Raw genomic sequence first — 25,623 nt, forward strand, 5'->3', positions numbered from 1 at the left:
GGTACGCATACCCACGCATGATGCGCATACTGGATGAAAGGAGCGATGTCACGGAATAAAACGTCGGCGAATCCCTCTTCCCACCCGTTCGGGCGACGCCTCGACCGGCACCAGGCTCAAGGAGTTCGATCATGGCCACTCCTCCCGGGGAAGACCGAGAGTCCGCACCCCGCGCCGACACTGAGAGCACCACCCCCGCCAGGGAGACTCCACGCCAGCAACCTCCACCACCAACTCCAACTCCCATCACTCAGCCGTCCGCCCCCCCTACTAGCCCGTCCTCCCTCCCGACACCGAAGGTAGACGCTCCAACTCCCAGCTTCGATTTCCATTACCCAACCACCGATGTACCGCAGATTCGACAAGCGGTATCAGATGTCTTCACCGCTGAACTTCAAAGCATTTCCGAAATTGAGTTTGCCAAGCTCAGTGTGATGCGCCGGACATGGCAGACATACTGCGAAGAACACGGACGGGAGAACGTAATACCGGCCACGACGCGGCCGCCGGAGTATGTGGAGTATGACAAGCTGACATCCGAAGAAAAGGCGCGTGTGACGCTCAGCGAAGAGAAGCGAAGGGCAGGCGTTGTCAGATCGGCCGCCGAAAGCGCAGGCGAATTCGCAAAATCCTCTCCATATGCATGTCAGTTCTGCGGAAAACTCATCAAGAATACGGACTCCCTCGTTGTATTTCGTCACACTGACGGGGGAACTCATCTCGGTCACGTTCGATGCTGCGAAGCAGTAATAGAGGGAGGGGAAGCGGTCTCTTGCGGCGAGTGCGCGGAGCTGCTTGCATCGCAGGAATACGGTACAAGCCCGTATGTATTTATGGAAGAGGCGCGGGCCTTCATGGGGCATGGGGCTGACTCGCCAGGCGAAAACACCTTCGTCCCGCTCGGTATGACCGTTTACACCTATGCCAATCCAGGATGGGTCGTGGGGATGGACGAGATCATGGCGATCTGCGCAAACCCACTAACGCATAAAACCCGAGCAACCTTCGAACAGGGGGCCGAAATCCCCAATATCCGAATTACTCCATACAAGTCGCACGAGCTGGAATTGGGAAAGAGGGCCTGGCTCAGCGGACGGCGTCGCCCGAGCGAGGCGGAGGAGCTTTCCCTTGACGAGCAAATGCAAAAGTACCCTCAAAGCGAAGACGTCACATTCATTGAGGAAGACACTGCACTCTGCACTACACCGGACAAGTGCCGGCGTCCTGTCCACACCTGTGCAGGACTATTGAATAACAATCGCGGCATTCCCAGAGTATACATTGGCAGCTGCTTCGGTAGCGGTGGTTTGGGTGCTGACCCCGACCCCATCAAAGCAGGATACTCGGCGCTAGTCGATAAGTTTATCGCAATCAAGAAGAAGAATGACGCATTGAAGGCATTGAACGTCTTCAATGATATGCACGAAGGAACACGATCGGCTCTATTGACATTTCCAGCTTTCGTGCACTGGTACGATGCGGCCCTGCGGACCGAGATCGAGGAAAAGATCCCCAGCAGGCCAAAGGAGGCGGATGGCACTCCAGCAGCGCCGGAGGAGGAGACGGGCGTCGTTGAGACGAAGGGTCTAGGTACGCGATTCGTTGGGCTTACTTTCGGCAGCGGCCGCCAGTGGAGGTTGGCACAGCTTGACGGTATCCACGGGGATGAGGAAAGCACTGTTTTCGACCGCGCCGACATACAACTCACGGCAACGGGGGGGCAACTTATCCTCTTTCAAGGGTCGGCGGCAATATTCCATCCCGAGGGTTCTCCCCAGGGCATGAGCATGATCCTCCGCCATGTCGTGGGTGGGGCAGAGACAACCGCGGCCTGGGCAGGCCAGGTTCCCTACCGCGATGAGCACGGCGCGGGATACGAGATCACCGCCACAGAAACGGAACGCGAGGGCGCATGGTTCGCCCCCTTCGGATCCACTCTTTCCCCCTCCGGACCCACGTACGTGTTCATCGGCCGTGACGGCCACGTCCGGTTCGTCGCGCCCACCACACTCATTACTGTCCGGACCACGACCGGGCTCGTCACTAGGCCCATCACCGACATCCTCGGAACGGCACTACCCCGTTCCATGCCACTCGACGCATTTGGCATCGACGTGGTCCACACCCCACAAGCAGGCACCGCAACCTTCACCATCGCTGGCAGTTGATCGACCAATGCCACGAAGTTAAGGCCCTGTTGGCGGTGTCAAGCGAGGCAGGAGACAGAAGGGGCCTCTGCTATCCAGGGGATCGACCAAGATCTTCCTGAGAAAGCAGAGGACCAGTGGCCAAGTCTGTCTTGGGCAGAACCGATGACGTGTTCGCGGCCTGGTCACATTGGTGAGTTAACGCAGGTCATCCCGCCCGAGTTGGTGGATGCGGTACTGGATGAGAGCGGGGCCCGCGAGCGACGACTTCGGAGCCTCCCCTCTCGCGTCGGCGTGTATTTCGTACTCGCGCTTGGGCTGTTCGAGCATCTGGGCATCGGACTGGTGTGGGGCAAACTCGGGGCCGGACTGGCTGCCCGGGTGCCGCAGCCCTCGGAGAAGGCACTTCGCGATCTGCGTCGGCGGGTCGGGGTGGCCCCGCTTAAGCGGCTGTTCCACGTGTTGGCCGGCCCGCTGGCCCAGCCGTCCACACCCGGAGTGCGCTACCGACGCTGGCGCACGGTCGCCTTCGACGGCTGCGGAAGCCTGTCCGTCCCCGACCACGAGCGCAATCAGTCCTGGCTCGGTCGCACCGAACGCCGCTACGGCCCGGCTGGCCACCCCCGGCTGATGCTCATGACCCTGTGCGAAACAGGCACCCCGCGGCCTGTCGCAGCGGTCTTCGGCCCCGCCTCCAAGGGCGAGACCGACTACGCCCACGACCTGATCGGCCACCTGACCCCGGACATGCTCCTCCTGGCGGACCGCGCCGTCGACAGCAACAGTCTGCTCGCAGACATCGCAGCTCAAGGGACTCAGTTCCTGCTACGCGCCACCAGCACACGACGACCGCCGGTGCTGGCGCTGCTGCCCGACGGCTCCTACCTGACCCGGATAGGGGGCCTCCCGTTGCGGGTGATCGAGGCCGAGATCCACTCCCGCACCGCCGACGGCGGCGACTTCGGCGGGACCTACCGCCTGCTGACCATGCTCAACGACCACCGCACCGATCCAGCCGATCACCTGGTGCGTCTCTGCCACGAGCGCTGGGAGATCGGATCACCTACCTGGCGCTCCGTCACACCCTGCTCAAAGGCCGAGTTCTACGTTGGAAGGACCTGGTGGGCCTCAACCAGGAGATGTGGGGACTGCTCACGCCTTACCAGGCCCTGCGCTCGGTCATGGTAACCGCGGTGGGGCACTGCCCGGCTGCGATCCCGACCGAGCCGGCTTCACAGTCGCTCTGAAAGCCGCCCGTGACACGGTGGTCAGCCTGGTCGGAACGACCGCGGCCTCAGGGCCGAGCAACCGCTCCGACCTGATGGGACACATCGGCGCCCGCGTTCTGCACGCGCTGCTTCCTGGGCGCCGGATGCGGCTGTCCGCCCGCATCGTCAAGTGCAGAACTCCCGCTACAACGTCTGGAACCGCGACGGCCGTCCACGATCTACTACTGCAACGGTGCTTGCCGTGACTGCTGGCCAGGTTGGTCGTTGGTCTGGATATGGGTGGGGACCTTGCTGATGTCAGGTTGTGGGCGGGTGAACTGACCGCTCTGCACGAGCGGTTCGTGCACAGGTTCAACCGGGAGGAGCCGCGTCAGTCGGCGCTGGCTTATATGCGGGGGCTGGTTGCGCCGCTGGAGCGGAAGAACGGCTGGACGCTGGCCGAGGAGGCCGGTCATGACGGACCGGACCGTATCCAGCGGATGCTGAACCGGATCGAGTGGGAGGCCGACGAGGTCCTCGACGACGTGCGCGAGTATGTGGTGGAACACCTCGGGGACCGGGACGCCGTCCTGATCGTCGATGACACCGGTTTCCTGAAGAAGGGCGTCCGGTCGGCCGGGGTGCAACGGCAATACTCCGGGACCGCGGGACGCACCGAGAACTGCCAGATCGGCGTGTTCCTCGCCTACGCCAGCGGCCGTGGACGCACTCTGATCGACCGTCGGCTGTATCTGCCCACCTCCTGGACGGACGACCGGGACCGCTGCCGCCGGGCCGGCATCGACGACAGCGTCGCCTTCGAGACGAAGGTGGCCATGGTCAAGACGATGGTCCGCAAGGCCATCGCCGACCAGGTCCCGTTCGGCTGGGTGACGGCGGACGCCGCCTACGGCTTCAGCAAGGGCTGGCGCTACGAGCTGGAGCAGGCGGACGTCTTCCACGTCATGGCCACCACCCGGCACGACACCGTCGTCACCCGCTGGGCACTCGACCACCCGGTCCACGACCTGTTCCCCGGTCTGCCGCGGCAGAAGTGGAAACGCCGTTCCTGCGGACAGGGAGCTCATGGCCGGCGGATCTTCGACTGGGCCCGCGTCGAGGTGCGGCCCTGGCACCGCGAGGACCGCCGGCACTGGGTTCTCGCCCGCCGCAGCGTCAGCAGGCCCGAGGAGATCTCCTACTACATCGCCTACTGCCCCGCCGACACGACGCTGGACGAGCTGATCCGCATCGCGGGCAGCCGATGGGATCCGAGAAACAGCGCATAGATCAGATCACCGGTTCTCATGCTGCCTGGTTGAGGGTGCCGCCGTTGTTGGTGGTGGCGGTGGCCTCGTCGCTGAGGTTCACGGTGCCGCCGGCGTTGAGGGTGACGACCGTGGCCGACTCCGCGGCGTTTACGACGCCGCCATTGACAGTGGTGACCTGAGAGGATCCCTCGGCGTTCACGGTGCCGCCGTTGACCGTTGTGACCCTGGCGTTCGCGTCGAGGTAGACCGTAGCGCCGACGTTGACGCTGGTCACAGTGGCCGAGCCATTGGCGCTCGCGGTGCCGCCGTCGGCGATGCCCACTGTTGAGAAGCCACTAGCGTTCACGATCCCACCGGTGAGTCTCCCGACTGTTGCCCTGCCACTGGTGCTCGCCATGCCGCCGGAGACGGTGGTGATGGTGGCTTCGCCGTCAGCCTCCACGTTGCCCCCAGACACGCTTACGGTGGCGGCTCCACGAATACCGTAGATGAATACGGGGTGCATCCCAGTACTGCTGATATTGAGCGTTAGGCCGAGAGTATCGGTGATGTGGATCTCGAAGTCGCCGGAGGCCGCGGAGAGGGCATCGAATTCGTCTTGGGTATTCGCCCGCCACGCCGATTTTCCTGACACACGGGGAGCGACGCGCGCGAAGGGGCGCTCGACGCCCGGGGCCATGATCCAGAGGTTCTCTGCGCGCTTGAGCAGCTCGCCGATTACAGGTAGGTTGACCTCCATTGCAGCCCTGGTTTCCCTGGGTAGTACGCGCCAAGAATCTCCCTCGCCCGCCGTGGCGCCACGCTCGAAGATTTGCACCCAGTGCTTAGCCGGGGCAAGGTTGCGTCCCAATTCTGGGTGTTCGTATAGCTGATCGGCTTCCCACGGCTTAAGCCATGCGGTGGTCGTCTCCTTGGTCTCGGGGTCGATACGAGTCCGCGGGGTTTCGCGCCTGGCTATGAATGAAGCACGGCGTTCAGCGCCACTCGGCGCGGTACACGCAGTTAGGATCACCTTGCCGGACAGACGGGCGAGCAATCCGTTGCAGTGGTGGATGCCGTCGAAAATGCTGCATGCGCCCGTTTTATCGTCACACAATTTGATGCCGGATTCGAGGGTGACGGGCCCGGGTGGCCCTCCGGGTGGCTTGGATGCTTTGTCGATGAGGGGTGTGGTTCCCACCGCGATCACCTTTCGTAGGATGGGCCGGGAGGTGCTCTCCAGGAACTTATTTAGGCGCAGGGTCTCATTTTCATGTCCTGCGGACAGCATGAAGTTCGGGACCATCTTTCTGGTCTTATGTCTGCGTAGTCCTGGGAGTTCTCCTACCGCTGCTTCCATTCCCATTCCTATGGCCACGTATGAATCCGACTCCGCCATAGTGAAAAGCTCGCAGCCCTCTGGTACGAACGTTTCTTCCCCCGGCATATAGGATCCGTGTCCGACCACCGCTATCTCATCGCGCAGTTTTCCCTTGGTGGTTTTAATCTCCTCGGGGCCAGCTTCCTTATAGCTCCTCAGTACGACTTCGGCCTGTCGAAGCAGGTCTGCCAGCCGTCGGGCCGGCTTGCGCCCAGCTTCCCATTCGCGGATTGCCTTGATCGCTGAGGCGAAAGTGATCTGCATTTGCCGCGATGCAGAACTTGTGCTCCCGCGGAGGGCAGACTGGTAGATTTCCAGTGCCTGGGTGAACTCGTGCTCGATTCCGGTGAGCTTATTCCATCCCGGACTGTCGGCCGCCTTTATCAGCTGCTCGACCTTCTTCCCGTGCTCACGGATGAGCTCTTGCGTCCAGCCGACGGCCTCTCGCACCTGTTCCATATCAGGCACCTCAGAGTCTCGGCGGGCACTGCCGCGCCGCAGCCATGCGCTTAGCATCTCGACTCTGCGCTGGTAAACCAAGACCTCCTCAGTGAGCAACTCCAGCTCGTCAGGTTCCATGACCTTCACCGTCTCGCGCATGGCAGCCACATCGCCGATCAGGCTGCTCGCCCGAGCCAAGAACTCGCGTTCGGCCTTCGGGGCACCGGTGAGCGGCGTGGCAGGGGATTGCGGCCTAGTGGGCGCAGTCGGATTCTTCTTCTCTTCCCGCCCGCTTGGCGTCACGTCTGTGGGGGTCCCAAGGTGAAGCGCGCCGCCGTCTACTCCCCACAAGGAGCCCTGAGCGAGCTGGACCGCATCGCGTGTGACGGTGGCCTTGCGGGCGTCTAGCACATATCTGATCTGTTCCGACCCTGTATGGACGTACAGGTCGCCGTCCGCGTCTTCGTGGACGCGATAGCGGTGCCCGTCACATTGGAAGATCAGTTCATCAGTGGGGGCGGGGGATTGAGTCGTTGGACGAGTGAAGGTTTTCTTCTTTTTCGTGAAATCGAGAAATTTAGTGAGTTGGGACTCTGTCACGCGACCACCGGTCACCTCTATTTCAAGATCCCCTGGCTTCCCCCGCGACAAGCGCTTACCTTTCCGCGTCTTAGTGATTTTTCCCGTCGCCACTGTTCTGAGATCGCGCGGCCACTTGGGCGGAGGCCTCAGTAGCACCATCACCGAATCCCGACTCCCGGGGATTTCCTGAATGGAGAAGTGAACGTTGCCACCCTCGGGGACACTTTTCAGTGTTCTTGTATTATGCGACCGCAATTCACGTATCGGCAGCTTGACGGGGGGCTTCTTCTCTTCCGTTCTCGGCGGGGCGATGCCCTCGAATCCCTGCTCCTCCCCGGATGGGGAGCGTGGCCCTGGGGAGATCGGCCCCGATGACACCCGATCGAAGGGTGTCCCAGGCTCTCCGGACGGAGGACTCTGGGATCCTGTTGCAGAGGGAGACCTCAGTTCCGGCGACAGAGGATCCCGTGATTGCCGTGATGTCAGGGACTGCAGCGATGGAAGCTCCGGCCCTGACGCCACCCGCTGATATAGCAGTGTTGCTTCGGGGCTGTCTGGTATCGGCGGAAGTGTGGCCACAATGCGTGCAATCGCTTCCCGGGACACGCGGCGGCTTGGAACCTCTGTCGGCGTATCACTCTCCTGAGCGGATTCCTCATCCCATGCCGGCTCCAGAGTGGGGATTTCGTCCTCGCTCTGCAGGTTAGGAGGCAGGCCACTCGCGGGAATTTGGTCGTCGGACATTCTTGGCCTTCCTGAAGGGGGCGGCCCCAACGAGATTAAGACGCGAACCCTGCTAGCACTTTTTCGATTCACCCCTGCACTGTATGCAATCGACTTGCCACGGGGGGCTACGCGACCGCAGCGCGGGACTCTCCTGTCGATGAGTATCCCACCCGTCGGCGGGGACGGGCCAGTTACGGAGAAGCGGTTGAATTCGTGGAAGCCGGTGATTCGATTGGCTGGTATCAGGTCGGCTACGAACTCCCGCCAGGAGCAAAGACTCCAGGTCCCGCCGGCCCAGCGCCAGACCATGCAGTCGGTTGTCGAGCCCCCACCTGAGCCCTCGGGAATTGGGTGCGCCGCCCACCCAACACGGCTGCCCGGCACGATGCCCTCTTGTGCCGGGCAGCGCGGTGCCGCGCGGTCGGCCGTTCGCGCTACGAAGCTTCCTGACGCACTGGCCGCAGGGCCCTGAAATGGGGGACCTACTCGTTCCCGTCCGTTCCCGTAGGTGCAGGGACCAGTCCTTGAGCTGGGCGAGTGCGGTGATCACCGGCCCTAGCCCGGCTTGCGGTGATCATGGTGGTGTGCTGGGTGGCGGCTCGGCGGTAGGCGGAGAGGCGGGGGCCGCTTCGATGGCCGGAGACGGGAAGAGGAGCGGAGTCTCGCTCTGCACACGGGCTAGGTAGCCGAGTCCGGTGCCGACGTCGGTGGCTCCGCTCAGGAGTCTGTCTTCCTGTCGGCGTCGCATCGAGACCGTGTAGAAGCGGGAGATGCCGTCGAGTACCTTGTTGAAGACCCGAGCCATGACCGTGAGGACGGGCGGGAGCGCGATCATGATCGCGACCCATGTGGGGGCCTTGCTTAGCGCCGTCAGTCCGGCGGCAGTCATGGTGAGAATGTCGGGGAGACGAGGTGTCGTCGGGCGGCAGCCAGGTTCATGGCCCACCGGTCGTCCTGCGAGCGCGTCACCGGACGCACCGGCCCACCCTCGTCCGGGTCGACGCCGACGGTCTCCAGAAGGAACTGCTGCGCCGGCACCAGCCGGCCCCACGCGGCGCGCTGCTGCGCGATCCAGGCTCCGAGGTCCTCGCCCTGCACCACCACCTCACGCAGCCCGGCAGGCAGCGCACCGCCGGCCTTCACATGGGCGCGAGCGAGCCGATACGCCCGCTGCCAAGAAACGTCCCACTCCGGGCACCACCCGGGGTCGACATCCTCCAACGCCTCCATACGGCTGGCAGAGAGCTCCCCGGCACTGGAGACACCCGTTTCCCCGGCGGCGCGCCGCGCGGCGTTCTCGAGAGTCTTCCGGGCCGCAGCCCGCATGTTCTTGGCCCAGACCCCAATCGCCATGTCCTGCCACACCGCGGACGTCGGCGGCAGAAAATGATCATGTGTGGCGGCCTAGGAGCGGGCACCTCGAGCCCGGCGTCCCAGGCGGAGGCGTGGACGGACCAGACCATGCCCAGCCGCTCGAACTCCGTCACACGCGAAGCCTCCAGACCCCCCGCGGCGTAGTAGCGGCGCTGATCAGCGATGAACACTCCCAGGGGATGGTCGCCGACCGCGCCCCAGTCCTCCGGGGGGACGTACGTGTACGGCACCCGCAGCTCCGTCGCCTTGGTTTCGCGCCGCCACCGGGTGGCGGCCTCGATCCCGCGCCGCCAATACACGCCCTCCGGGTCGATCACCCGCAGCTGCACGAACTGCGCCAGCGCCGCCGGGTCGCGCTCCTCGCTGAAGCGCAGCACCTCCGCAGCCCGAGCAGACACCAACGCCCGGCCGTCGTCGACGTCGTCCAGGCCCTGCTCCGCACCGTCCTCAACGCCCTCCTCACCGTTCTCCGCCGCGCCCGAACGGGCATTGCGCAGACGGGGATCAGCGAGCCCTTCGATCGTCTCCGTATCGTGCGCTCGCAGGGCTCCAAGGATCTTGCTGAGGGTCCCATAGGCATCCGAAGTGAGCAATTCATTCGCGTCCTCACCCGGCCCAAGGAAGACAGGAACCACCAACGTCGCCAGTTTCCCCCGCTCCGGCTTCAACCGCAGAGCACGCCCAACCATCTGCACAATGTCCACCATCGACCCACGCGCATCAGCGAAAAGAACCGCATCACACTCAGCGGTATCAACGCCCCTCCCCAAGCACCCGAACAGAGGAAAGAATCTGCAATTCCGCACGCACATCCCGACCCTCGAACCCAGAACCACCAAGGAAATCAGACGCGAATTCATCCAGCACCGCACGGCGATGTCCAGGCGCGTGCTCGCCATACAACCACTCCGCCCACACCTGCTCCGCCGGCGGGAACGTGTCGGGGTCGTCCTCGGCGAGCCGGCCCGCCGTCACCGGCACCGCGGCCGCCATCACCTCCGCCTCACCCACCCGACTGTGAAACGACAACACCCGGCGGAAACGCTCCTGTTGGGCAGCCTGCATCAGACCCGTCTGCATCGCCGCCAACGGCGCTCCACGCGCCGCGACCGAACCCGGCGCCTCACTGGACAACGCCGCGTACAAGTCCGGGTCGCGGATATCGAGGCACAGCATCTGATACGGCGCCACGATGCCCCGCCGAATCGCCTCCGACAACGTGAGCTTGTAGGCCACCGGACCGAAGACCGGGCTGAAGTCCTCCATCGACGCCACCAGGCGAGGCCTTTCGCCCTCCGCCTCCCACACCCGCGCCGTGGCGGTCATGTAGAGCCGCCGCTCCGCGGGCAGCAGCGTCTGGTCGTGCACGGCCGCCCACGGCTTCAGACCATCACCACTCGTCCTGTGGGCCTCATCCACGACCATCAGGCTCCACACCCCCAGACCCGCGGCATTGGCCCGCTGCAGGACACCTAGTACTCCAGTCTGACTTCGCGATCTTGTCGCGGACCCGGCTGGGAACGGGTACGGCCACCGCGTGATCATCGGGGGTTGTGTGGACTCCTGAAGATCGTGCGGTGGCCGCAGGCCATAGCGTAGACCCTGCCCGCTGGCGGGCGATGTTCGACCAGGTCATGGCCCGGATCGCGGGCAGGTTCGGGCGAGTTGAGCCCCGCGCCGCGGCCCGCGCCTATCTGCTCGGGCTGCTGTCGAGCGTCGAGCGGAAGAACTGCCGGCAGCTGGCCGAACAGGCGGGCCATACGCGGCCTGGGCCGATGCAGCGTCTGCTGCGCTACGCCCGCTGGGACGCCGATGCGGTCCGCGACGACCTGCGTGCCTACGCCGCCGAACACCTCGGCGCTGACGGCGGCGTTCTCGTGGTCGACGAGACGGGTTTTGTGAAGAAGGGCCGGTCCTCGGCCGGCGTGCAACGGCAGTACACCGGCACCGCGGGGCGCATCGAGAACGCCCAGGTCGGCGTGTTCCTCGCCCTGACCACCAGTCGCGGACGGGCCCTGATCGACCGACGGCTCTACCTCCCCGAACACTCCTGGTCCACTGATCCCGAACGCCGCACCGCGGCCGGGATACCCGAGACGGTGCAGTTCGCCACCAAGCCCCGTCTGGCCTTCGAGATGGTCGCCGCCGCGGTGGACGCCGGGGTCGCCGCCTCCTGGGTGACCGGCGACGAAGCCTACGGCCAGGACCCCCAGCTCCGCGCCGCCCTCGAGGCACGCGGCACCGGCTATGTCCTGGCTGTCGCCTGCTCGATGCGGGTGAGCATCAACCACGGCCGCACCCTTGTCCGCGCGGACACCGTCGCCGGCCGCCTGCCCGCCACAGCCTGGCACCGTCAGAGCGCCGGAAACGGCGCGAAGGGACCGCGGTACTACGACTGGGCCTGGATCCACATCGGTCCCGGCAGCCATCGCCACCTGCTGATCCGCCGCAACCGAAACACCGGCGAACTCGCCTTCTACCTGTGCTGGTCCCTCACCGACGTGCCCCTGTCGGAGCTGGTCCGCGTCGCCGGTGTCCGCTGGAGCGTCGAGGAGTGCTTCCAGGCCGCCAAGGGCCAGGTCGGTCTGGATCACTACCAGGTGAGGCACTGGACCTCCTGGCACCGGCACATCACGCTCGCCATGCTCGCCCTGGCCTTCCTGACCGCCCTCGCCGCCGACGCGACCCCCGACCGGCCCGCCGACGCGCACCATCTCGCCCGCAGCCGGGATCCCATCACGCTGGCCGTCCCGGAAATCCGCCACCTACTCGCCGCCGTCGTCAGCCCACCAGCCGTGACCGCGACCAGGCTGCTGCACTGGTCCAACAGGCGTCGGCGCCACCAGGCAACAGCCCGACGCAGCCACTACCGACGACGAACCGCCGGCGAACCCGCTGGATAGATTGCGAAACCGTGGACGAAGCTGCGGAAGCTCACGTACCGTGTGGCTCTACGCCCTGAGATGGACGGAAGGAGGCGAGTGCCGTGCGGTTCACACCTTTCCAGCGCTCCCTATTTCCGCTGTCCCGGCGTGGTTCGTAACTTCTGACCGGGAGCGCTTCAAGCAGCCTGTATCCCGGAGGAATCCATGACCGATCCGGTCATCCGCGCGCTCTCCGCGAGCGACGCCCATCTCTTCGACGCTCTCCCCGACCCACTGGGAGCCCGTGAAGGCCATCGGCGTACCCGGTTCCGCCCCGACTGGCAGCGCGTCGCCTTGCGCGACGGCGAGGTCGTCGCACGCGGCGCATGGTGGGGCGGCCCCGACGACTCGGAGCCCGTCAACATCAACTGGTTCGATGTGGCCGAGGGCGAGGAGGAGGCGGGGGCCGAACTCCTGCGCTCTGCCCCCTGGCAAGTCGAACTCGAGATCAACCTGCCTGGCGGCTGGCGGGACAAGCCCGACCTGCGCCCCGCCGCCGAGGCACGCTTCGCCGCCGCACGAGCCGCCGGATACGAACTTTTGGTGGAACGCTTCCTGTACCGCTGGACCCCGGAGCGAGGTCTGCCCGAACGGCCCGGACGCCTGCGCTTCAGCGCCGAACCCGACGACACCGTGTTCTTCGACGCATTGCGCCGCATCCACTCCGTCACCCTGGACACCCACGCGCTCAAGGCCATCAAGGAGGGCGGCCTCGATCAGGCCGCGCAGGAGGAACTCGACTTCTTCCACTGGTGCCCCTCCCCGCGGGAGTGGTGGCAGATCGCGCACACGCCGGAGGGCGACCTGGCCGGCATCCACATCCCGGCTCACAACCCCTCCGGACCGACCATCGGCTTCATCGGAGTCATCCCGGAACAGCGCGGTCACGGCTTCGCCTACGACCTCCTCGTGGAATGCACCCACTTCCTCGTCGGACAGGGCGCGGAGTTCGTCAGCGGAGCGACGGACCGGGGCAACTTCCCCATGGCCGCGAACTTCACCAAGGCCGGCTTCCCCGTCGTCAGCGAACGCATCAACTTCCACCCGGGGGGCAAACGGCCTAGCGAGAAGTAGCACGCGGTGAGCAGTCCGGCCCAATGACAGGTCCGGACTGCTCGTCAGTGCCCGCTAGCAGGCTGGCCGACAGTGTGATCACAGCGGGCGATGGAGGCGGAGTTGGGCTTCCGGAAATCCGCCACCTACTCGCCGCCGTCTTCAGCCCACCAGCCGTGACCGCGACCAGGCTGCTGCACTGGTCCAACTGGCGTCGGCGCCACCAGGCAACAGCCCGACGCAGCCACTACCGACGACGAACCGTCGTCGAACCCGCTCGATGGGTCACGAAACCGCACTGGAGTACTAGCCCGACCGAGGCATATGTGGCGAAGACCGTCACGATCTCCAACCCGGCCATCCAGGCCATCAATTTTGCGGGCGGAGGAGAGTCAGGGTCTGCCGTGTACGACCGATCCGGATGACCCCTCGAACTCCGAGTCCTTCGACCGGGTCCAGGACCGCGTGCGGCGCCGGCGCACCCCGTCGGACGGCAGGATTCGGCGGGCTTGGCTGCGAGGGACCTCGATTCCCGCCGCCGGGCCTTCGGCGGCCATGCGTCAAGGGCGCATTCCGCCCGTCCGGACTCATCCGCCGCGGCCAGTTGGTCGTCCGCCTGCAAGGGTCTCAAGACCCAGTGCCGGTGTCTGACCAAGCCGATGATTCTTGAGCGTTCCGTGTCGGTGATCACTGCCTGCGGCCTTGACCGCCCAGATTCCCCAGCCCGTCAAGGACTAAGCGGTTGAAACGATGCAGCCACCGGCGCACCGTCTCGGTTGCACCTCAACCCGTTTGCCAGAGCCCGGACTTGCTGCCGACCAGCTCAGCTCGACCATGCGCGCACGCAGTACCAGATCACTCGGTGCCTTGCGGACCGGTGGAGACTCAGGGCTTGATCAAGTTTCGGGTAGGGCCGGGTTGTTGGTGATGCCCAGGAGTAGGAGGGCTCGTTGCGGGCCGTCCCGGATGGCGCGGGTGGTTTTGGCGAATGTTGGCGCCTCCTGCGGCTTTGAGGGTGCCGATCGCGAGGTTGGGCAAGGCGGCCATCGCGCGGGGTGCGGTGTGGTCTTGATGATGGCGATGTAGTCAGCCTGCTTGGCTTCGACGAGCCAGGTGACGTGGGCCTTCACCGAGTGCAGGGCGTCGAAGGTGATCACCGCCCCGACCAAGCCCAGTGGGGCCAGCAAGGGCTTGAAGTGCGTGGTCTCGTTGGTCTTGCGGCCGATCTCGGCCTGGGCCAGCGTAAGGGGCCGCTCGTGAGTGACGACGGACAGCAGGTGCCTGCAGGGCTGTTCGAGCCAGCCGAGCCACGCAGGGCTTTGCCGTCGACCGCGACCGCACGCCGCTTGGGACGCCCCGTGCCGGGCTCGGCTGCCCGAGCCGTCTCACCATGACGCTCGGCCAGCCAGGCGCCAACAGCCGCGTCCAGAGCATCACCGTCGAGACGCTCGAGGACCCGGCCGATCGCTGAGCGCGAGGGGGCATGCCGCCACCGCAGCAGATGCCGGCGCACGCCCAACTGCTGCAGCACCCCGGTGTCAGCACGGGCTCCCCACTCGGCGAGCTCATCGATGCTCCGGGCCCCCGACTCCGCCGCGGCCGCGCAGACCAACAGGATCGACTCCAGTGGATACCACCGGCCCCGCCTGGAGCGCGCATCGGGCACCGCTTCGAGGTACGGACGCAGATCGGTGACATCGTCCGGGCCGAGCGGACCCAGCTTCATCAGCACGGCAGGCATCGGAGAGGATGGAGCAGCGGACACGGGAACCCTCATGATCGTTTGGCTTCGTCACCACAATGATCACGAACCCCGAGTCCGCTCGGCTGTCCACCCCAACCCGCCACGACCCGGGCTACCTGCGCACTCCGGGAACTTGCGCAGGCCCTGGGGGGACTGCCGCCACGCGGTCCTCCGCACAGGGCGGGGAACCAGTCGGCCGGAGGACTGCAGAGCGAAGGCGGACACCTATCTACTCTGGGGTAAGGACTTCCCAGCAATCAGGCGTTAGCGTCACCAATCCCTCCAGAGGGATCTCGATCGGTATGGGTATGGGGCCCTCCATCGCAATGGGCGGGACTATCGGTATGAGTATTGCGGGAGACTCTCCGGCTGTGGTCACTGGGCCGCCCGGCCCTTCTATGGTAGGGCACATGAAAATCTCCGGGGCGAGTATCTCAATTTTACCGACACCGGGAGTGGAATTGGGGAATTCAATGAGCTCATACCCTACCTCTAGCCCCGCTTCAATAAGTACCAAAAATTCCGAGTAAGGGATGATGGGGAGTCCGTTGATGAGAACATTGTTTACGGATTCCAGCGGCCAGACCGGCGGGATCAGTATCGCCTCTTCTTCAAAGTTCAACTCCAGCAACGCGCCGGTGGCTGCTAGCGGTCCAGGCACTGTGCACCCCGCGTGATAGATCATTTACCTGATGGCTGCGCACCCCGCCCCTCCTGCAAGTGCAGCAGGGCAAGATGTCCGATTATGTCAGGCTACAATCTCTTGACCGGGGGGCAAAGTCCGGCTCAATGGCTCGATCGAGTTCGTCTCGTCAGGCACCCCCACCCGTTGGTAGAGGCCGCGCCGTAGCCGGTTGCGGTTCTGGTAGCGCGCCGACAGCCCCTCGACCCGCCCGGCGAACGTTCGCCTACCACAGGTCGGACCGTCACAGAACAAGCGTCGCATCGACAGCCCGATCACCACCGGGTGCCCGCCGCCAGCGAACTCGGCCAGCGCGCGGCCGTAGCGGCTGTGCACGCGCGCAGATCCGCAACCGCAGTCCAGACACGCCACCGTCACCTCGCGGGTGCGGGCAGCCATGCGGACTGCACCGCCCGCCGCGCGCACTCGTTCGACCCGCAGCGCATCAAGGTGCGGAGACATGATCCCTGTGAGGTTCACACTCGTCTACAGTGGCGCTACCCATGACGTAGCGTCGCCGGCGGACTGCCACCCCCCGCTTTGCGGAAACCTTGCCAGGGCCACGTTCACGTGTACGCCGACACGGGCCACCGATCGGGCGACGGGTTCGCACGAGGTTTCCCTGCCACTGGAGGAGGTGTTCGAGTCTCAACCAACTGGCGGAAGTGTGTCTGCTGATCCCATGGGGGTCGGTGCGCCGACCTGGTGGTGCGCGCTGCCGCTCCTCGCTGCCCGCCAGGACCGGGCCACAGCCGCCCGAGCCCTGCGGCCGCGGCTTCACCGCGAGCGCGCCGAACCTGCACTGGACCCCGGACATCAGTCGGGAGGGCTTGCAACCTATTGACATATTGCATATATAGTGCAATATTTCCTAAATCGGACCTTCTCTCCGGAAGTAGTGCGAAGGTAAGCCGTCGCGTGGGCCTCCAAGTTGCGCTGTGAAGTCCGGACATGCCAGCCGTCCTCGGGAGCACTGGCTTGTGTGCGATGAGGTGCGGTGTACAGCTGGCCTGCCGTGACAGGCAGGCTCCCGTGCCGAAGGAACTCTCTGGAAGGCGCCATGACCATCGCAGCAGTGATCGCTACTCGGGCCGCTATCGGAGCCCTCACCATTGCGGTCACAGTGGTGGCGTGCATGACTCACGGAGGGGCACGCGAGGCCAGTCCGACGTACGGGGACTGCGAGGTATCTGGCCGCTACGGGCAGTTCAAGATCGCTCCGACGTCGAGGGGAGTGCTGACTGTCGACGCAAGTCTCCCGGCGCCGGGCTGGTGGAATGGCAAATCCCCCGGTTTGATCCGGGATGGGTATGAGTACTGCATGGCGGCGAACATTGCCTACCGTGCAGGGCTCGATCGTGTGAAGGTCAAGAACGAGCCGATCGCCGAGATCGTGACGGGCAAGACGAAAGATTTCGACCTTGCATTGTCGGAAATCACGATCACTCGACAGCGCGAGAAGGTGGTCGACTTCTCCCCGCCCTACCTCTCTGCCAGCCAAGGGGTGCTCACGAAGAGGGGCACGGCCATCGACTCGCGCACGATGCATCACATCCGCATCGGAGTGCTCGCGGGAACAACGGGTGAGAAGTTCGTCGAGAGCCGATTGAAGCCGGCCGGACCGGTGACAGCGTTTCATAGCGCCCCGGACATGATCTCCGCGCTGGCCCACGGGCACGTGGACGCCATCGTGCACGACACGACGATCTTGCTGGCGTATGCCCAGAAATCGGGCGGCACACTGACGGTCGTTGGCCAGTACCGAACTGGCGAGCACTACGGTGCCCTTTATCCAAAGGGGTCTCCGAACGAAGCGTCGATGGATCGGATCATTCGGCAAATGATCGAAGATGGGACCCTCGCCAAATTCTCGGCGATTTATCTGGGACAGGCCTACGGTCGTGATCCTGCCGGGATTCCATACTTTCCGATCAGGCCGGCGTCTGGATGATCACCGCGGGCGGTGAGGATCTTCAGGTCCACCGCGATGTCACTGGTCCCGGCCAGGGGCTGGAGGTCGCGGCGCATCCTGGCCTGGTCGGCGATGACAAAGGCGTCCTTCGCATCGCTCTTCCCGTCGCCATTGTAGGCGGCAGAGGCGTGATGGATGGTGCGTCCGGGGATGTAGACCAGCCGCTGCCCATGGCTGACCAGCAGAGTGAGCCACAAGGTAGCCCCGCCCGCGTTGAGATCTACCGCCAAGGTCACCGGACCGCCATTGGCCAAATCCAGGACATCGCCGAGCAGTTGCAGCAAAACCGCGTCATCGTTCCGGACTCGACGGGAGAGGAGCTTCCTCGCCTCAGCATCGATTGCCGTGCAGTGGTGCTCGCCCTTGCCCGCGTCCGTCCCCGCCCACAGTTCCGGCACCCGGTCCTCCTTTGTCGTGGGGCGTGTTCCCAGCACACGACCTCGCCGACGCATCCATACGAGCGGTTCAGTTCGCGCATCCCAATCAGCAGCCGAGTCGTCGCGGGGTGCTGGGCGGCCAATCAGTGAGCGTTTTCAGCGTGGCAACTGATCGGGTGACGCCGGTGAGGTTGAGGTGAGGGCCGCAACGTACAAAGCCCCCGTGCCGTTGGGGGAGGTGTTCGAAGTCTCAACCCACCGGCACAGGAGCCTCGTTGGTTCCCTATCCTGCCGCACTCGACCTTCCGCATGCCCTCGTCGAGTGGGTCACGATGCTCATCGTCACCCGTGAGGGTGACCGACGGTGCAAACTCCCGCCGCACCAGCGGGCGCTCGTCGCTCTGGTGTACTTACGCCGCCACGACACCCTCACCCGGATCGCATCCGGCTTCGGGATATCCGTCGGCACCGCCCACGCGTATGTCACCGCCGTGACCGGCCTGCTCGCCGAACGGGCCCCTGGCCTGCTCAAGACTCTGCGCGAGCACGATCCGGAGTTCGTCCTGCTGGACGGGACTCTGGCCGAGTGCGACCGCGTCGGCGACAGCCGAGCCGACTACTCGGCCAAGCACCGCCGGCACGGAGTGAACGTCCAGGTCGTCACCGACCCCACCGGTGAGGTCCTGTGGATCTCGCCCGCGCTGCCGGGCCGCATCCATGACCTGACCGCAGCCCGCACCCACCGCATCATCCGGATCTGCGAGCGTCAGGGCGTCCCGATCCTCGCCGACCGCGCCTACCAGGGCGCCGGTCGCTGGGTCACCACCGGACTCAAACGGCCGCCAGGCGGTGAACTCACCCTCACCCAGCGCACCGTCAACCGAGCCCTGGCTGTGGCGAGGGCACCGGTCGAACGCGGCATGGCACGGCTGAAGTCCTGGCAGATCTTCCGCAGGTCACGCATCAGCCCCAACCGCATGACCGTCATCGCCAAGGCCGTCCTCACCCTGGAGAGGCAACGCTGAAAATGCTCAGTGGAAGCCACAACCACGGCTATCGAGTGACAGCCATACCCAGCACCCCTGGGTGTCCCGATCGTACGAATGACCCGGATCAGCCCACGAAGAAAGGTATGGATCGGGTGACGTGAGGCCGGCTGTGAAACGGGCAGAGCCTCAAGCCTGTTGAGCAAGGTGTCTTACAGACCACCCCGAGGGAGTCACCTTCATCCGGAAGTAGCGAATCTGCGGCTCCTGCTCACTGCGCGAGCCCGTGCGGGGACCCTTTTTGTGAGACCTCGGACGCCAAGTATGACAGGCTGTCAGTCCGTCGGGAAACGATCGTGCCGGTCGCGGCCGTCACGCTTGGCGGCGAGGCCAGTTCCGCTACAGGCCCGGGTCGCCGTCGTGTACGGAGGCGAGTCCATTGAAGACGCCCACGTACGCGGTGCCGTCAGGGCCGATCGTGACCGGTGCCCAGTTGTTGTCGTAGAGAAAGCCGGTCCCGACGAGTCGTTTCCACCTCGTGACACCTGTGCGGAAGTCGACGGCTGTCAGGTACCAGGCGGCGACTCCAACGGGGTTCGGGTCCTTGGTGTACCGGTAGGTGAGAGCCGCTGGAAGTAGCTGGTTGGCCGCGGCGGCGATGCTGGTGTAGTGCCTGGTGGGAAGTGTTCGCTCAGGCGGATGATATTGGCCCCGGCAGCGGTGAGCACGTGCTGGACGTGTGTTTTCGCCAGGCCGCGTTAGCGGCGGTGCCGCAGGCCGTGCGCGTGGACGGTTTCGGAGACGGTGGCCTCGCAGCCCGCGCAGATCGCATAGTGCCTCTGCCAGTTGATGGTCTTCTGGTCTTTCTCACCTGCGTCTGGATCTTCTGCTGGGGCTCGGGCAGCAGGACGATGTGGCGTCCCTTACCGCCGAGGTTGCCTGTGCATTTCATCCGGTCCTCGCATTCCCTGCATGCCCTGCGGGGAAAGAGGACGGACAGCCCGGAGGTGTCCGTCGCCCAAGGTGGCTTTCCAGGGCGGCCTGGTGTCCCGTGCGGCAGGTCAGGGTGCGGGCCTCCCAGGCGATGGCGATGTCCTTTTTCGTGAACCCCCCCGGCCGCCGGGCGGCCTGCGGGTCAGCGCGGACCGGACCGAGCAGGGGGATGTCCCACTTCTGGAATGTCTGGTGAATGCTGTCTGGGGTAACATCGCCGCCGCCGCCGTCGACGACGTGCTCGAGAGGCTGAAAGCCCTGGTGGGTCAGCCTTTGACGGATGTCATCGACGGTACCGATGTCCTGCTGCGGCGCTGGGCGAGTGACCGCCTGGACGATGACATGCGGACTCGTCTCATCACAGGTCCCGGTCTGATGGTCTCGATAGCTGGTCCAGTCGCGCTGGCCGGCTGCAATGACCTTCTGGCTGTAGCGGGCCGCGGGATCATGCAGGGTGACGATCTCCATCGTCGACCACGGCACCCGTGCCGAGGCAGGATCCGCCGGCCGCCAGCTGACGACTTGCCAGTATTCCTATCCTCGGTCGCCTCCGGCTGGCCCGGTCCCGGGTCGACTTCGCTCCCGGCCAACGCAGTTGACCGGACTGGTGAACCGGCCGGCCATAGCGGTCCGCCCAGTCAGAGGTGACGAAAAAGGCGACCAGCCACCGCTCGCCCTGCAGGGCGAGCTCTTCCATAGCACATCGCAGGGTCTCGGCGACCAGCTCACCCCGGTTCAGGCGCCGAACTGCGGCCAAGACGTGAGACCTCCGGCAGACTCGGCATCCCCGTCCTGGCCGACCTCGGCTACCTCGGCGCCGAGCGCGCGATCGTCACTCCGATCCGGCGTCGACCCGGCAAAGAACTCAATCCCCGGCAGACGTCGTTGAACAGGGCCCATGCCCGCATGCGCTACCCGGTCGAACGCGGCATGGCCCGATTGAAGACCTGGCGGATCTTCCGCAAAGCTCGCTGCAGCCCCACATGGCTCACCACAGCGGCCAAGGCCGTCCTCACCCTTGAGAGCCACCGCTGAAAGTCCTCAGTACTTCCAGTCCAGACGACAGCTCCAACTGGGCAGGCGACAGCCCGCGCCGTCCATCAGCCGGATACGAGTCAGCGAAGTCGCCATCCGTGAAAGGGCCGTCCAACCGATCGCGCACCCACATGGCGGCCGGGACCGTCGGCCATCGCGGAGCAAGGCCGGTCCGAACGCCTGTCGGACCGCATCCGGAGCACCACGCCCTCGTCCAGCTCCCCTAGATGACGGCCTCGGAGTGCGAACCATCGCCCGTCAGCTCGGTCTGGCCCGCAACACCGTCCGCCGACTGGCAGGCACGAAAGATCCCGACGAGCTACTGGTCGGCCGCTGGACCGGCCGCCCCAGCATCCTCGAGCCGTTCCTACGACATCCAGCGGACGCCGAGGTGGTCCGACGCCGGGAGACTGGGCGGCCGTCGGAGTCGTCCGCGCCGGTGTCGTAGACATGCAGTCCACTCCCGTCGCACAGCTCCAGATCAGCCTCCTGCCCCGGCCAGACACTCACCTGGCTTGACGCATGCCAGGCCAGCCGGATGAACCAGCGCGGTGGAAGTCGCGGTGCCTTCTTCTCCTGCTCGGCCGACATGACAGCCTCCTGACGCCATGCACGTTCAGGGCAATCCAAAGAACATTAAAGGAATTTGACTACTCGTCAATTGCACAATCAACTACAACTTTACCGGTTCTTGGTGTAGCCGGGCCATCATTTACGTGACCCTCATGGGCATCAAGCGTGACCACAGCCCCGCCCCAATCAGGGTGCTCCGTGGTCACCGTCCCCCCACGTACGGTTGAAAGGCACCACAGATGAAAATGAACCGCGCACTGCGGTACGGCGGCCGGGTCCTGGCGCTGACGGCTACCGCGCTCGGCACCGTCGCGGCGGCCGTGCCCGCTGCGGCCGAGGACCAGCCCACCGCCGAGCAGATCATGGCCGACTGCGCGTCCGGAGACGGCAAGTGCAGCTTCAACTCGCCGCAGCTCGGCGAGGCTTACCTCGGACAGCCCCGCCAGGTCTCCGAACTGCTCTACAACTGCACCTCGTCGCCCGCCTCCCAGTCGCTGTCGTGGGCCGACACCGTGGGCTCCTCCCACTCGGTGGGCGGGTCGATCACCGTCGGCGGCGGCATCGAGGGCATCATCACGGCCAGCGTGACCGCGACGTACAACTACACCTGGCAGAGCTCGCACACGGAGACCAGTTCCTACACGGTGACCGTGCAGCCGGGAGAGGTCGGCTGGATCTCCCGCGCCCAGGTCATGCAGCAGATATCCGGCACCTGGCAGACCCACTACGACGACCGCAAGTGGGGCCACTACTACTGGTTCGTGCCCGACGTGGTCACCGGCCCCGCTCCGGACGGCACGGACGGCAAGCACAACGCGGTCGTGGCCGACGCCCGCAAGATGACGGCCGCCGAGAAGAAGCTCTGCTCCTCCGGCTCCACCAAGCGCAAGCTCTTCGCCCGCAACAGCTGATCCGGCCCATCGGCGTCAGACGGTCGAGTCGGGGCTTGCACAGCTCACGGGGGATCACTTTCCAGTGGGTGGTGTAGACCGACCGATAGATCGTCTCGTGGCTGATCTCCATTCCCGGGTCGTCACCGTGATGCTGACGCGGGTGCCCGACGATCTGTTCCGGCGACCACCCGCGGGTCGTCACCGTGATGCTGACGCGGGTGCCCGACGATCTGTTCCGGCGACCACCCCCCTCAGCAGGGTCAGCACCGTTTACCTCAGCGCGGGTCTGGGGGTGAGCAGGCAGTGCTTCGGGCGCCGGGCGCGGTCAAATGCCTGATCCTGCAGGTGATCGCCCGGTAGACGTCGCGTCCGCCGTTGTTGCTGACGTCACGACTGATCGTCGACACCGAACGCCCCAGGAGGCCGACGATGGCTCGGTAGGACCCTCCAGCACAAAGATCACGTGAGATCTCCTGCCGCTCGTCCGTGGTCAGGTTCCGGAGCGCACGGGGGCCGGGAGTGATCCCTGCGTTGTGCTTGAGGACGGTGAACACCGAGCCGGGCGGCTTGCGGCTCCGCCGTGAACGGCATGAACATTCAGGTCGTCACCGACCCCGCCGGAAGAGTCCTCTGGTTTTCGCCCGCCCTGCCGGGCCGCGCGCATGACCTCACCGCGGCCCGGCACGCACCCCATCATCACCACCCGCGTCCGCCTCGGCTGCCGGTCCTGGCCGACAAGGGCCACCCACGGCTGAAGACCTGGAGGATCTTCCGCCACGCCCGCTGCAACCCCAACCAGCTCACGTTAACGGTCAAGGCCGTACCCACCCTGGAGATTCACTGAGCCGACATGTCACCCGATCGGTGGCCAACTCGAAGAAGCTCACTGTTCAAAATGCTGAGGATCTACTTGCAGTAGTTCGGTCGTTTATGTGTCCTCAGGGGCTTCGCGTGCGTCGAAGAATTCGGACTCCTCCTCATCGCTCTCTGTGTCCGGGCTCTCGGGCACTGGGCTCTCGGGCACTGGGCTCTCGGGCACTGGGCTCTCGGGCACTGGGCTCTCGGGCACTCGGCTCTCGCGCCCTAGGCTCTCGCGTGCGTCGAAGAACTTGGGCTCCTCTTCGTCTTCAGCCTGGGAGCCGCCGGCAGCTCCCAGGAAGCCGTCGTCTCTGACCGAGCCGTCGCGGAGATCGAGGGGGGAGCTCGGACCAGCCGGAGCTCTGCGGGCAGACTTCGTTTCAACGATGAAGTACTCACGAGGAAGAAAGGCTTCTTTGAGCCCCTTGAGGCTCTCGTCCAGGTCTTGTCCGGTGACGATTTGACCGGGCGTAAAATTGAACGTCCTTATCACCATGCGGGTGATCGTGCCGTACACCGCCTTCTCGAATGCTCCGGTAAACCAGCGCGGGTCAATTCCTTCCTCAGGCGCTTCGGGTCTGGCCACCTGGATCGCCCCTTTAGGGTTGATGAGCTGCTTTTTGAGGTCTTTCATCCATTCTTCGAATTCCTCCTTTACTTCCTTGTGGACCGTGTCCCTGAAGTCTTGAACTTGCCGCCGTGTCGCCGAGGTAAGCGCCTCGGCGCGTGAAATTTTTTCTTTCGCGATCTTGGATATTGCTACAGAAATCTGCGGAGAAATTACGCCCCAGCCGGGGATATCGGACCCGATGATCCCGATCGACTTGACGAGAAGCGCCGTATTAGCCTTCATGGTGTCCGCAAGAGCCTTGGCTATCGCCGCCGGCTCCCTGTTCAAGTCCGCGATTATTCTCTCCGCACCTTGGAGTTGATACTCGCGCACTTGCTGGGTGATTTTGCGCTCCCCGTAATACCTGTCTGCAGCATTCTTCAGAAGATCGACGGTGGATACAATCCACTTGAATCCTGTCGGTGCTATCTCTTTCGCCCACTGAATCGAAGCCTGCAGCACCTCTCCCAGCTTCCCCAGTTTCTCACCGCCCTTGTCCTTTGACTTCAAGTAGTTGTAGACAGCCCCTTCGGTTATCTTGAGGCTCCCTTCGCTGAGGGCGTCGTGGAGATCGCGGGAGACTCTCGCGAAGGTTGCAAACACCTCATTGGACCCCTCCTCATACCGTTGGATGACCTCCCGAAGGTGCGCACCTTGGTCGCGACCGCTGTCCTCTTCGGTTTCCGATCTGGAGGGCAGATTGATGGCGGTGAAAAGCTCGCCAGCCCAGGTGTGGATGAGCCCGCTCGTCTCTTGCAGCTCTTTGGCATCTTCGTCGAGTTTATCCAGCAGGCTAGCGATCCACAGCTTGGAGGTGCCTGCGCTGAGCGCGCTGAGAAACTCGAAGCTCTCAACCTCTTCGAGCTGCCTGCGCATGCCACGCACCTGAGCTGCTTTTAGATCACACGTCTCCTTGAGGCTTTTTAGGCCTTCGAGGATCTTCTCTGCTCTTTCCTTGGCGACGTCATCGTATGCGGTAGCCATGGCAAGCTCCACGGCTTCATCGCTCACGGATTCCATCGAGGAACGAAGTTCCCGTTCGGCCTTTTCGTGGAAGGCCTGCTGACTCATTTTTCTCCAGCCGGCCGTCGACCATTCGCTCTTGTCGATGTATGTGGCCAGAGCTTCCTTGTAGCGGGAAATGATCCTTTCTCGGTCGGATCCATCAGTGCCTGCGGTACCATCCGGTGGTAGGCTCACAGCCCCTCCTTTCTAGGACTGAGCTCAAATGAGTACCCAGAAGGTCGCGGATCGCCCCTACGTTTCCTGGCCCGAGATGCGGGCGGCTTCCTCCAATACCTCGAGTGTCGCCTTCCTGATGTCGTCGGGGGTGAGGACGCTGGCAGCCTCCGACGTCACGAGGGCGCAGACGGCCCAGCGTGCAATTTGATCGCGTTCCTCACCACTGAAAAGCGCGCCCGAACCGTCGCCGGCGACCGCCTGGCCCTCCTCCGCGTCCGAAGGGCCTGTCACCTTCTCCTCGTGGACGTCCTCATGTTGGCCGGGGACGGGTGGTGGAGCCAGTTCGGCCAAGAGGGCCGGGAGAGCGTCCCCCTCGGGAAGCGGGTTGTCTTGCAAGAAGGCTTGGACCGCCTGGCCAATAGTGCTCTGAGCCCCCCGGTTTCCGCTTGCCGGGGATGTCATCACTCCGCCCTCCTCAAAATGCGCCAGTCTCCCGCGCCAGGAACCCGATTCACGTCCCGTCAGCGTCCTTTGCCCGTTGAGGGTGTGAGGTGCTCGTCCCACTGCGCCGAAACCTTCGCGGAAACCGCCCGGGCAACAGCCCAGGACCCGCTGCGAAGCCTCCTCACATC

20 protein-coding genes and 5 pseudogenes are annotated in these 25,623 nt (G+C 64.6%); 10 read left to right on the plus strand and 15 right to left on the minus strand.

Going from position 1 to position 25,623, the window contains the following annotated elements; genetic code table 11:
• Positions 1–131 precede the first annotated feature (131 nt).
• From ACGFYN_RS43315 to ACGFYN_RS43325, 3 genes and pseudogenes are all read left to right on the plus strand, one after another.
• The gene (locus ACGFYN_RS43315; RefSeq protein ID WP_393871514.1) at positions 132–2,168 is read left to right on the plus strand and encodes a putative adhesin; all 2,037 of its coding nucleotides are present in this window, start codon (positions 132–134) and stop codon (positions 2,166–2,168) included.
• A 144-nt stretch (positions 2,169–2,312) separates the two neighbouring features.
• A complete protein-coding gene (locus tag ACGFYN_RS43320; RefSeq protein ID WP_393871515.1) occupies positions 2,313–3,335 on the plus strand; it encodes a transposase domain-containing protein in 1,023 nt (340 codons plus the stop codon).
• A gap of 316 nt (positions 3,336–3,651) precedes the next feature.
• A pseudogene (locus ACGFYN_RS43325) lies at positions 3,652–4,623 on the plus strand (IS701 family transposase); the annotation flags it as partial.
• Between the two features lie 37 nt (positions 4,624–4,660).
• Here ACGFYN_RS43325 and ACGFYN_RS43330 read toward each other — a convergent pair.
• The 5 genes and pseudogenes from ACGFYN_RS43330 to ACGFYN_RS43350 form a co-directional block, all read right to left on the minus strand.
• Positions 4,661–7,027: a hypothetical protein gene (locus ACGFYN_RS43330; protein WP_393871516.1), complete on the minus strand. Its 2,367-nt coding sequence runs from the start codon at positions 7,025–7,027 to the stop codon at positions 4,661–4,663.
• 1,282 nt (positions 7,028–8,309) lie between these two features.
• Positions 8,310–8,624 carry a hypothetical protein gene (locus tag ACGFYN_RS43335; protein WP_393871517.1) on the minus strand — a complete coding sequence of 105 codons (315 nt, stop codon included), beginning with the start codon at positions 8,622–8,624 and terminating at the stop codon, positions 8,310–8,312.
• Positions 8,621–9,088: a helicase associated domain-containing protein gene (locus tag ACGFYN_RS43340; protein WP_393871518.1), complete on the minus strand. Its 468-nt coding sequence runs from the start codon at positions 9,086–9,088 to the stop codon at positions 8,621–8,623. Before ACGFYN_RS43340 ends, ACGFYN_RS43335 begins: the two co-directional genes overlap by 4 nt.
• Before the next feature lie 167 nt (positions 9,089–9,255).
• Positions 9,256–9,969 (minus strand): annotated as a pseudogene (locus ACGFYN_RS43345) (helicase); the annotation flags it as partial.
• The gene (locus tag ACGFYN_RS43350) at positions 9,863–10,534 is read right to left on the minus strand and encodes a hypothetical protein (protein WP_393871519.1); all 672 of its coding nucleotides are present in this window, start codon (positions 10,532–10,534) and stop codon (positions 9,863–9,865) included. The gene ACGFYN_RS43350 and the pseudogene ACGFYN_RS43345, both read right to left, overlap by 107 nt.
• Before the next feature lie 209 nt (positions 10,535–10,743).
• Here ACGFYN_RS43350 and ACGFYN_RS43355 point away from each other — a divergent pair, with 209 nt between their 5' ends.
• Entirely contained in the window at positions 10,744–12,012 is a 1,269-nt protein-coding gene (locus ACGFYN_RS43355; protein WP_393871535.1) for an IS701 family transposase, read from the plus strand.
• A gap of 186 nt (positions 12,013–12,198) precedes the next feature.
• On the plus strand, positions 12,199–13,107 hold the full coding sequence (locus ACGFYN_RS43360; protein ID WP_393871520.1) for a GNAT family N-acetyltransferase: 909 nt from the start codon (positions 12,199–12,201) through the stop codon (positions 13,105–13,107).
• Between the two features lie 875 nt (positions 13,108–13,982).
• Here ACGFYN_RS43360 and ACGFYN_RS43365 read toward each other — a convergent pair.
• From ACGFYN_RS43365 to ACGFYN_RS43380, 4 genes are all read right to left on the minus strand, one after another.
• Entirely contained in the window at positions 13,983–14,243 is a 261-nt protein-coding gene (locus ACGFYN_RS43365; RefSeq protein WP_393871521.1) for a hypothetical protein, read from the minus strand.
• On the minus strand, positions 14,240–14,863 hold the full coding sequence (locus ACGFYN_RS43370; protein ID WP_393871522.1) for a transposase family protein: 624 nt from the start codon (positions 14,861–14,863) through the stop codon (positions 14,240–14,242). The genes ACGFYN_RS43365 and ACGFYN_RS43370 overlap by 4 nt, the downstream gene beginning before the upstream one ends.
• A gap of 196 nt (positions 14,864–15,059) precedes the next feature.
• Positions 15,060–15,515: a hypothetical protein gene (locus ACGFYN_RS43375; RefSeq protein ID WP_393871523.1), complete on the minus strand. Its 456-nt coding sequence runs from the start codon at positions 15,513–15,515 to the stop codon at positions 15,060–15,062.
• Positions 15,516–15,578: 63 nt separating this feature from the next.
• Positions 15,579–15,911, minus strand: coding sequence for a hypothetical protein (locus ACGFYN_RS43380; protein WP_393871524.1), 333 nt, complete (start codon positions 15,909–15,911; stop codon positions 15,579–15,581).
• A 661-nt stretch (positions 15,912–16,572) separates the two neighbouring features.
• Here ACGFYN_RS43380 and ACGFYN_RS43385 point away from each other — a divergent pair.
• Positions 16,573–17,463 carry an ABC transporter substrate-binding protein gene (locus tag ACGFYN_RS43385; protein ID WP_393871525.1) on the plus strand — a complete coding sequence of 297 codons (891 nt, stop codon included), beginning with the start codon at positions 16,573–16,575 and terminating at the stop codon, positions 17,461–17,463.
• 5 nt (positions 17,464–17,468) lie between these two features.
• Here ACGFYN_RS43385 and ACGFYN_RS43390 read toward each other — a convergent pair.
• Positions 17,469–17,882, minus strand: a pseudogene (locus tag ACGFYN_RS43390) (IS110 family transposase); the annotation flags it as partial.
• 254 nt (positions 17,883–18,136) lie between these two features.
• Between ACGFYN_RS43390 and ACGFYN_RS43395 the strand changes: the two are divergent.
• Positions 18,137–18,886, plus strand: coding sequence for a transposase family protein (locus tag ACGFYN_RS43395; RefSeq protein WP_393871526.1), 750 nt, complete (start codon positions 18,137–18,139; stop codon positions 18,884–18,886).
• 360 nt (positions 18,887–19,246) lie between these two features.
• Here the strand turns inward: ACGFYN_RS43395 and ACGFYN_RS43400 are convergent.
• Positions 19,247–19,471 (minus strand): annotated as a pseudogene (locus tag ACGFYN_RS43400) (hypothetical protein); the annotation flags it as partial.
• A gap of 324 nt (positions 19,472–19,795) precedes the next feature.
• Complete coding sequence (locus tag ACGFYN_RS43405) at positions 19,796–20,308, minus strand: hypothetical protein (protein WP_393871527.1); 513 nt, start codon at positions 20,306–20,308, stop codon at positions 19,796–19,798.
• A gap of 324 nt (positions 20,309–20,632) precedes the next feature.
• Here ACGFYN_RS43405 and ACGFYN_RS43410 point away from each other — a divergent pair, with 324 nt between their 5' ends.
• Positions 20,633–20,875 carry a transposase family protein gene (locus ACGFYN_RS43410; RefSeq protein ID WP_393871536.1) on the plus strand — a complete coding sequence of 81 codons (243 nt, stop codon included), beginning with the start codon at positions 20,633–20,635 and terminating at the stop codon, positions 20,873–20,875.
• 812 nt (positions 20,876–21,687) lie between these two features.
• Positions 21,688–22,359 carry a hypothetical protein gene (locus tag ACGFYN_RS43415; protein WP_393871528.1) on the plus strand — a complete coding sequence of 224 codons (672 nt, stop codon included), beginning with the start codon at positions 21,688–21,690 and terminating at the stop codon, positions 22,357–22,359.
• 257 nt (positions 22,360–22,616) lie between these two features.
• Here ACGFYN_RS43415 and ACGFYN_RS43420 read toward each other — a convergent pair whose 3' ends face one another.
• Entirely contained in the window at positions 22,617–22,895 is a 279-nt protein-coding gene (locus ACGFYN_RS43420) for a helix-turn-helix domain-containing protein (RefSeq protein ID WP_393871529.1), read from the minus strand.
• Positions 22,896–22,924: 29 nt separating this feature from the next.
• On the opposite strand from ACGFYN_RS43420, the pseudogene ACGFYN_RS43425 reads away from it, so the two are divergent.
• Positions 22,925–23,185, plus strand: a pseudogene (locus tag ACGFYN_RS43425) (transposase family protein); the annotation flags it as partial.
• A gap of 84 nt (positions 23,186–23,269) precedes the next feature.
• On the opposite strand, the gene ACGFYN_RS43430 reads toward ACGFYN_RS43425, so the two are convergent.
• Together ACGFYN_RS43430 and ACGFYN_RS43435 are read right to left on the minus strand one after the other, a co-directional pair.
• A complete protein-coding gene (locus ACGFYN_RS43430; protein ID WP_393871530.1) occupies positions 23,270–25,009 on the minus strand; it encodes a hypothetical protein in 1,740 nt (579 codons plus the stop codon).
• Positions 25,010–25,066: 57 nt separating this feature from the next.
• Positions 25,067–25,453 carry a hypothetical protein gene (locus ACGFYN_RS43435; RefSeq protein ID WP_393871531.1) on the minus strand — a complete coding sequence of 129 codons (387 nt, stop codon included), beginning with the start codon at positions 25,451–25,453 and terminating at the stop codon, positions 25,067–25,069.
• Positions 25,454–25,623: the final 170 nt, after the last annotated feature.

Source organism: Streptomyces sp. NPDC048419, from assembly GCF_043200415.1.
In the GTDB taxonomy this organism is placed as follows: Bacteria; Actinomycetota; Actinomycetes; order Streptomycetales; family Streptomycetaceae; genus Streptomyces.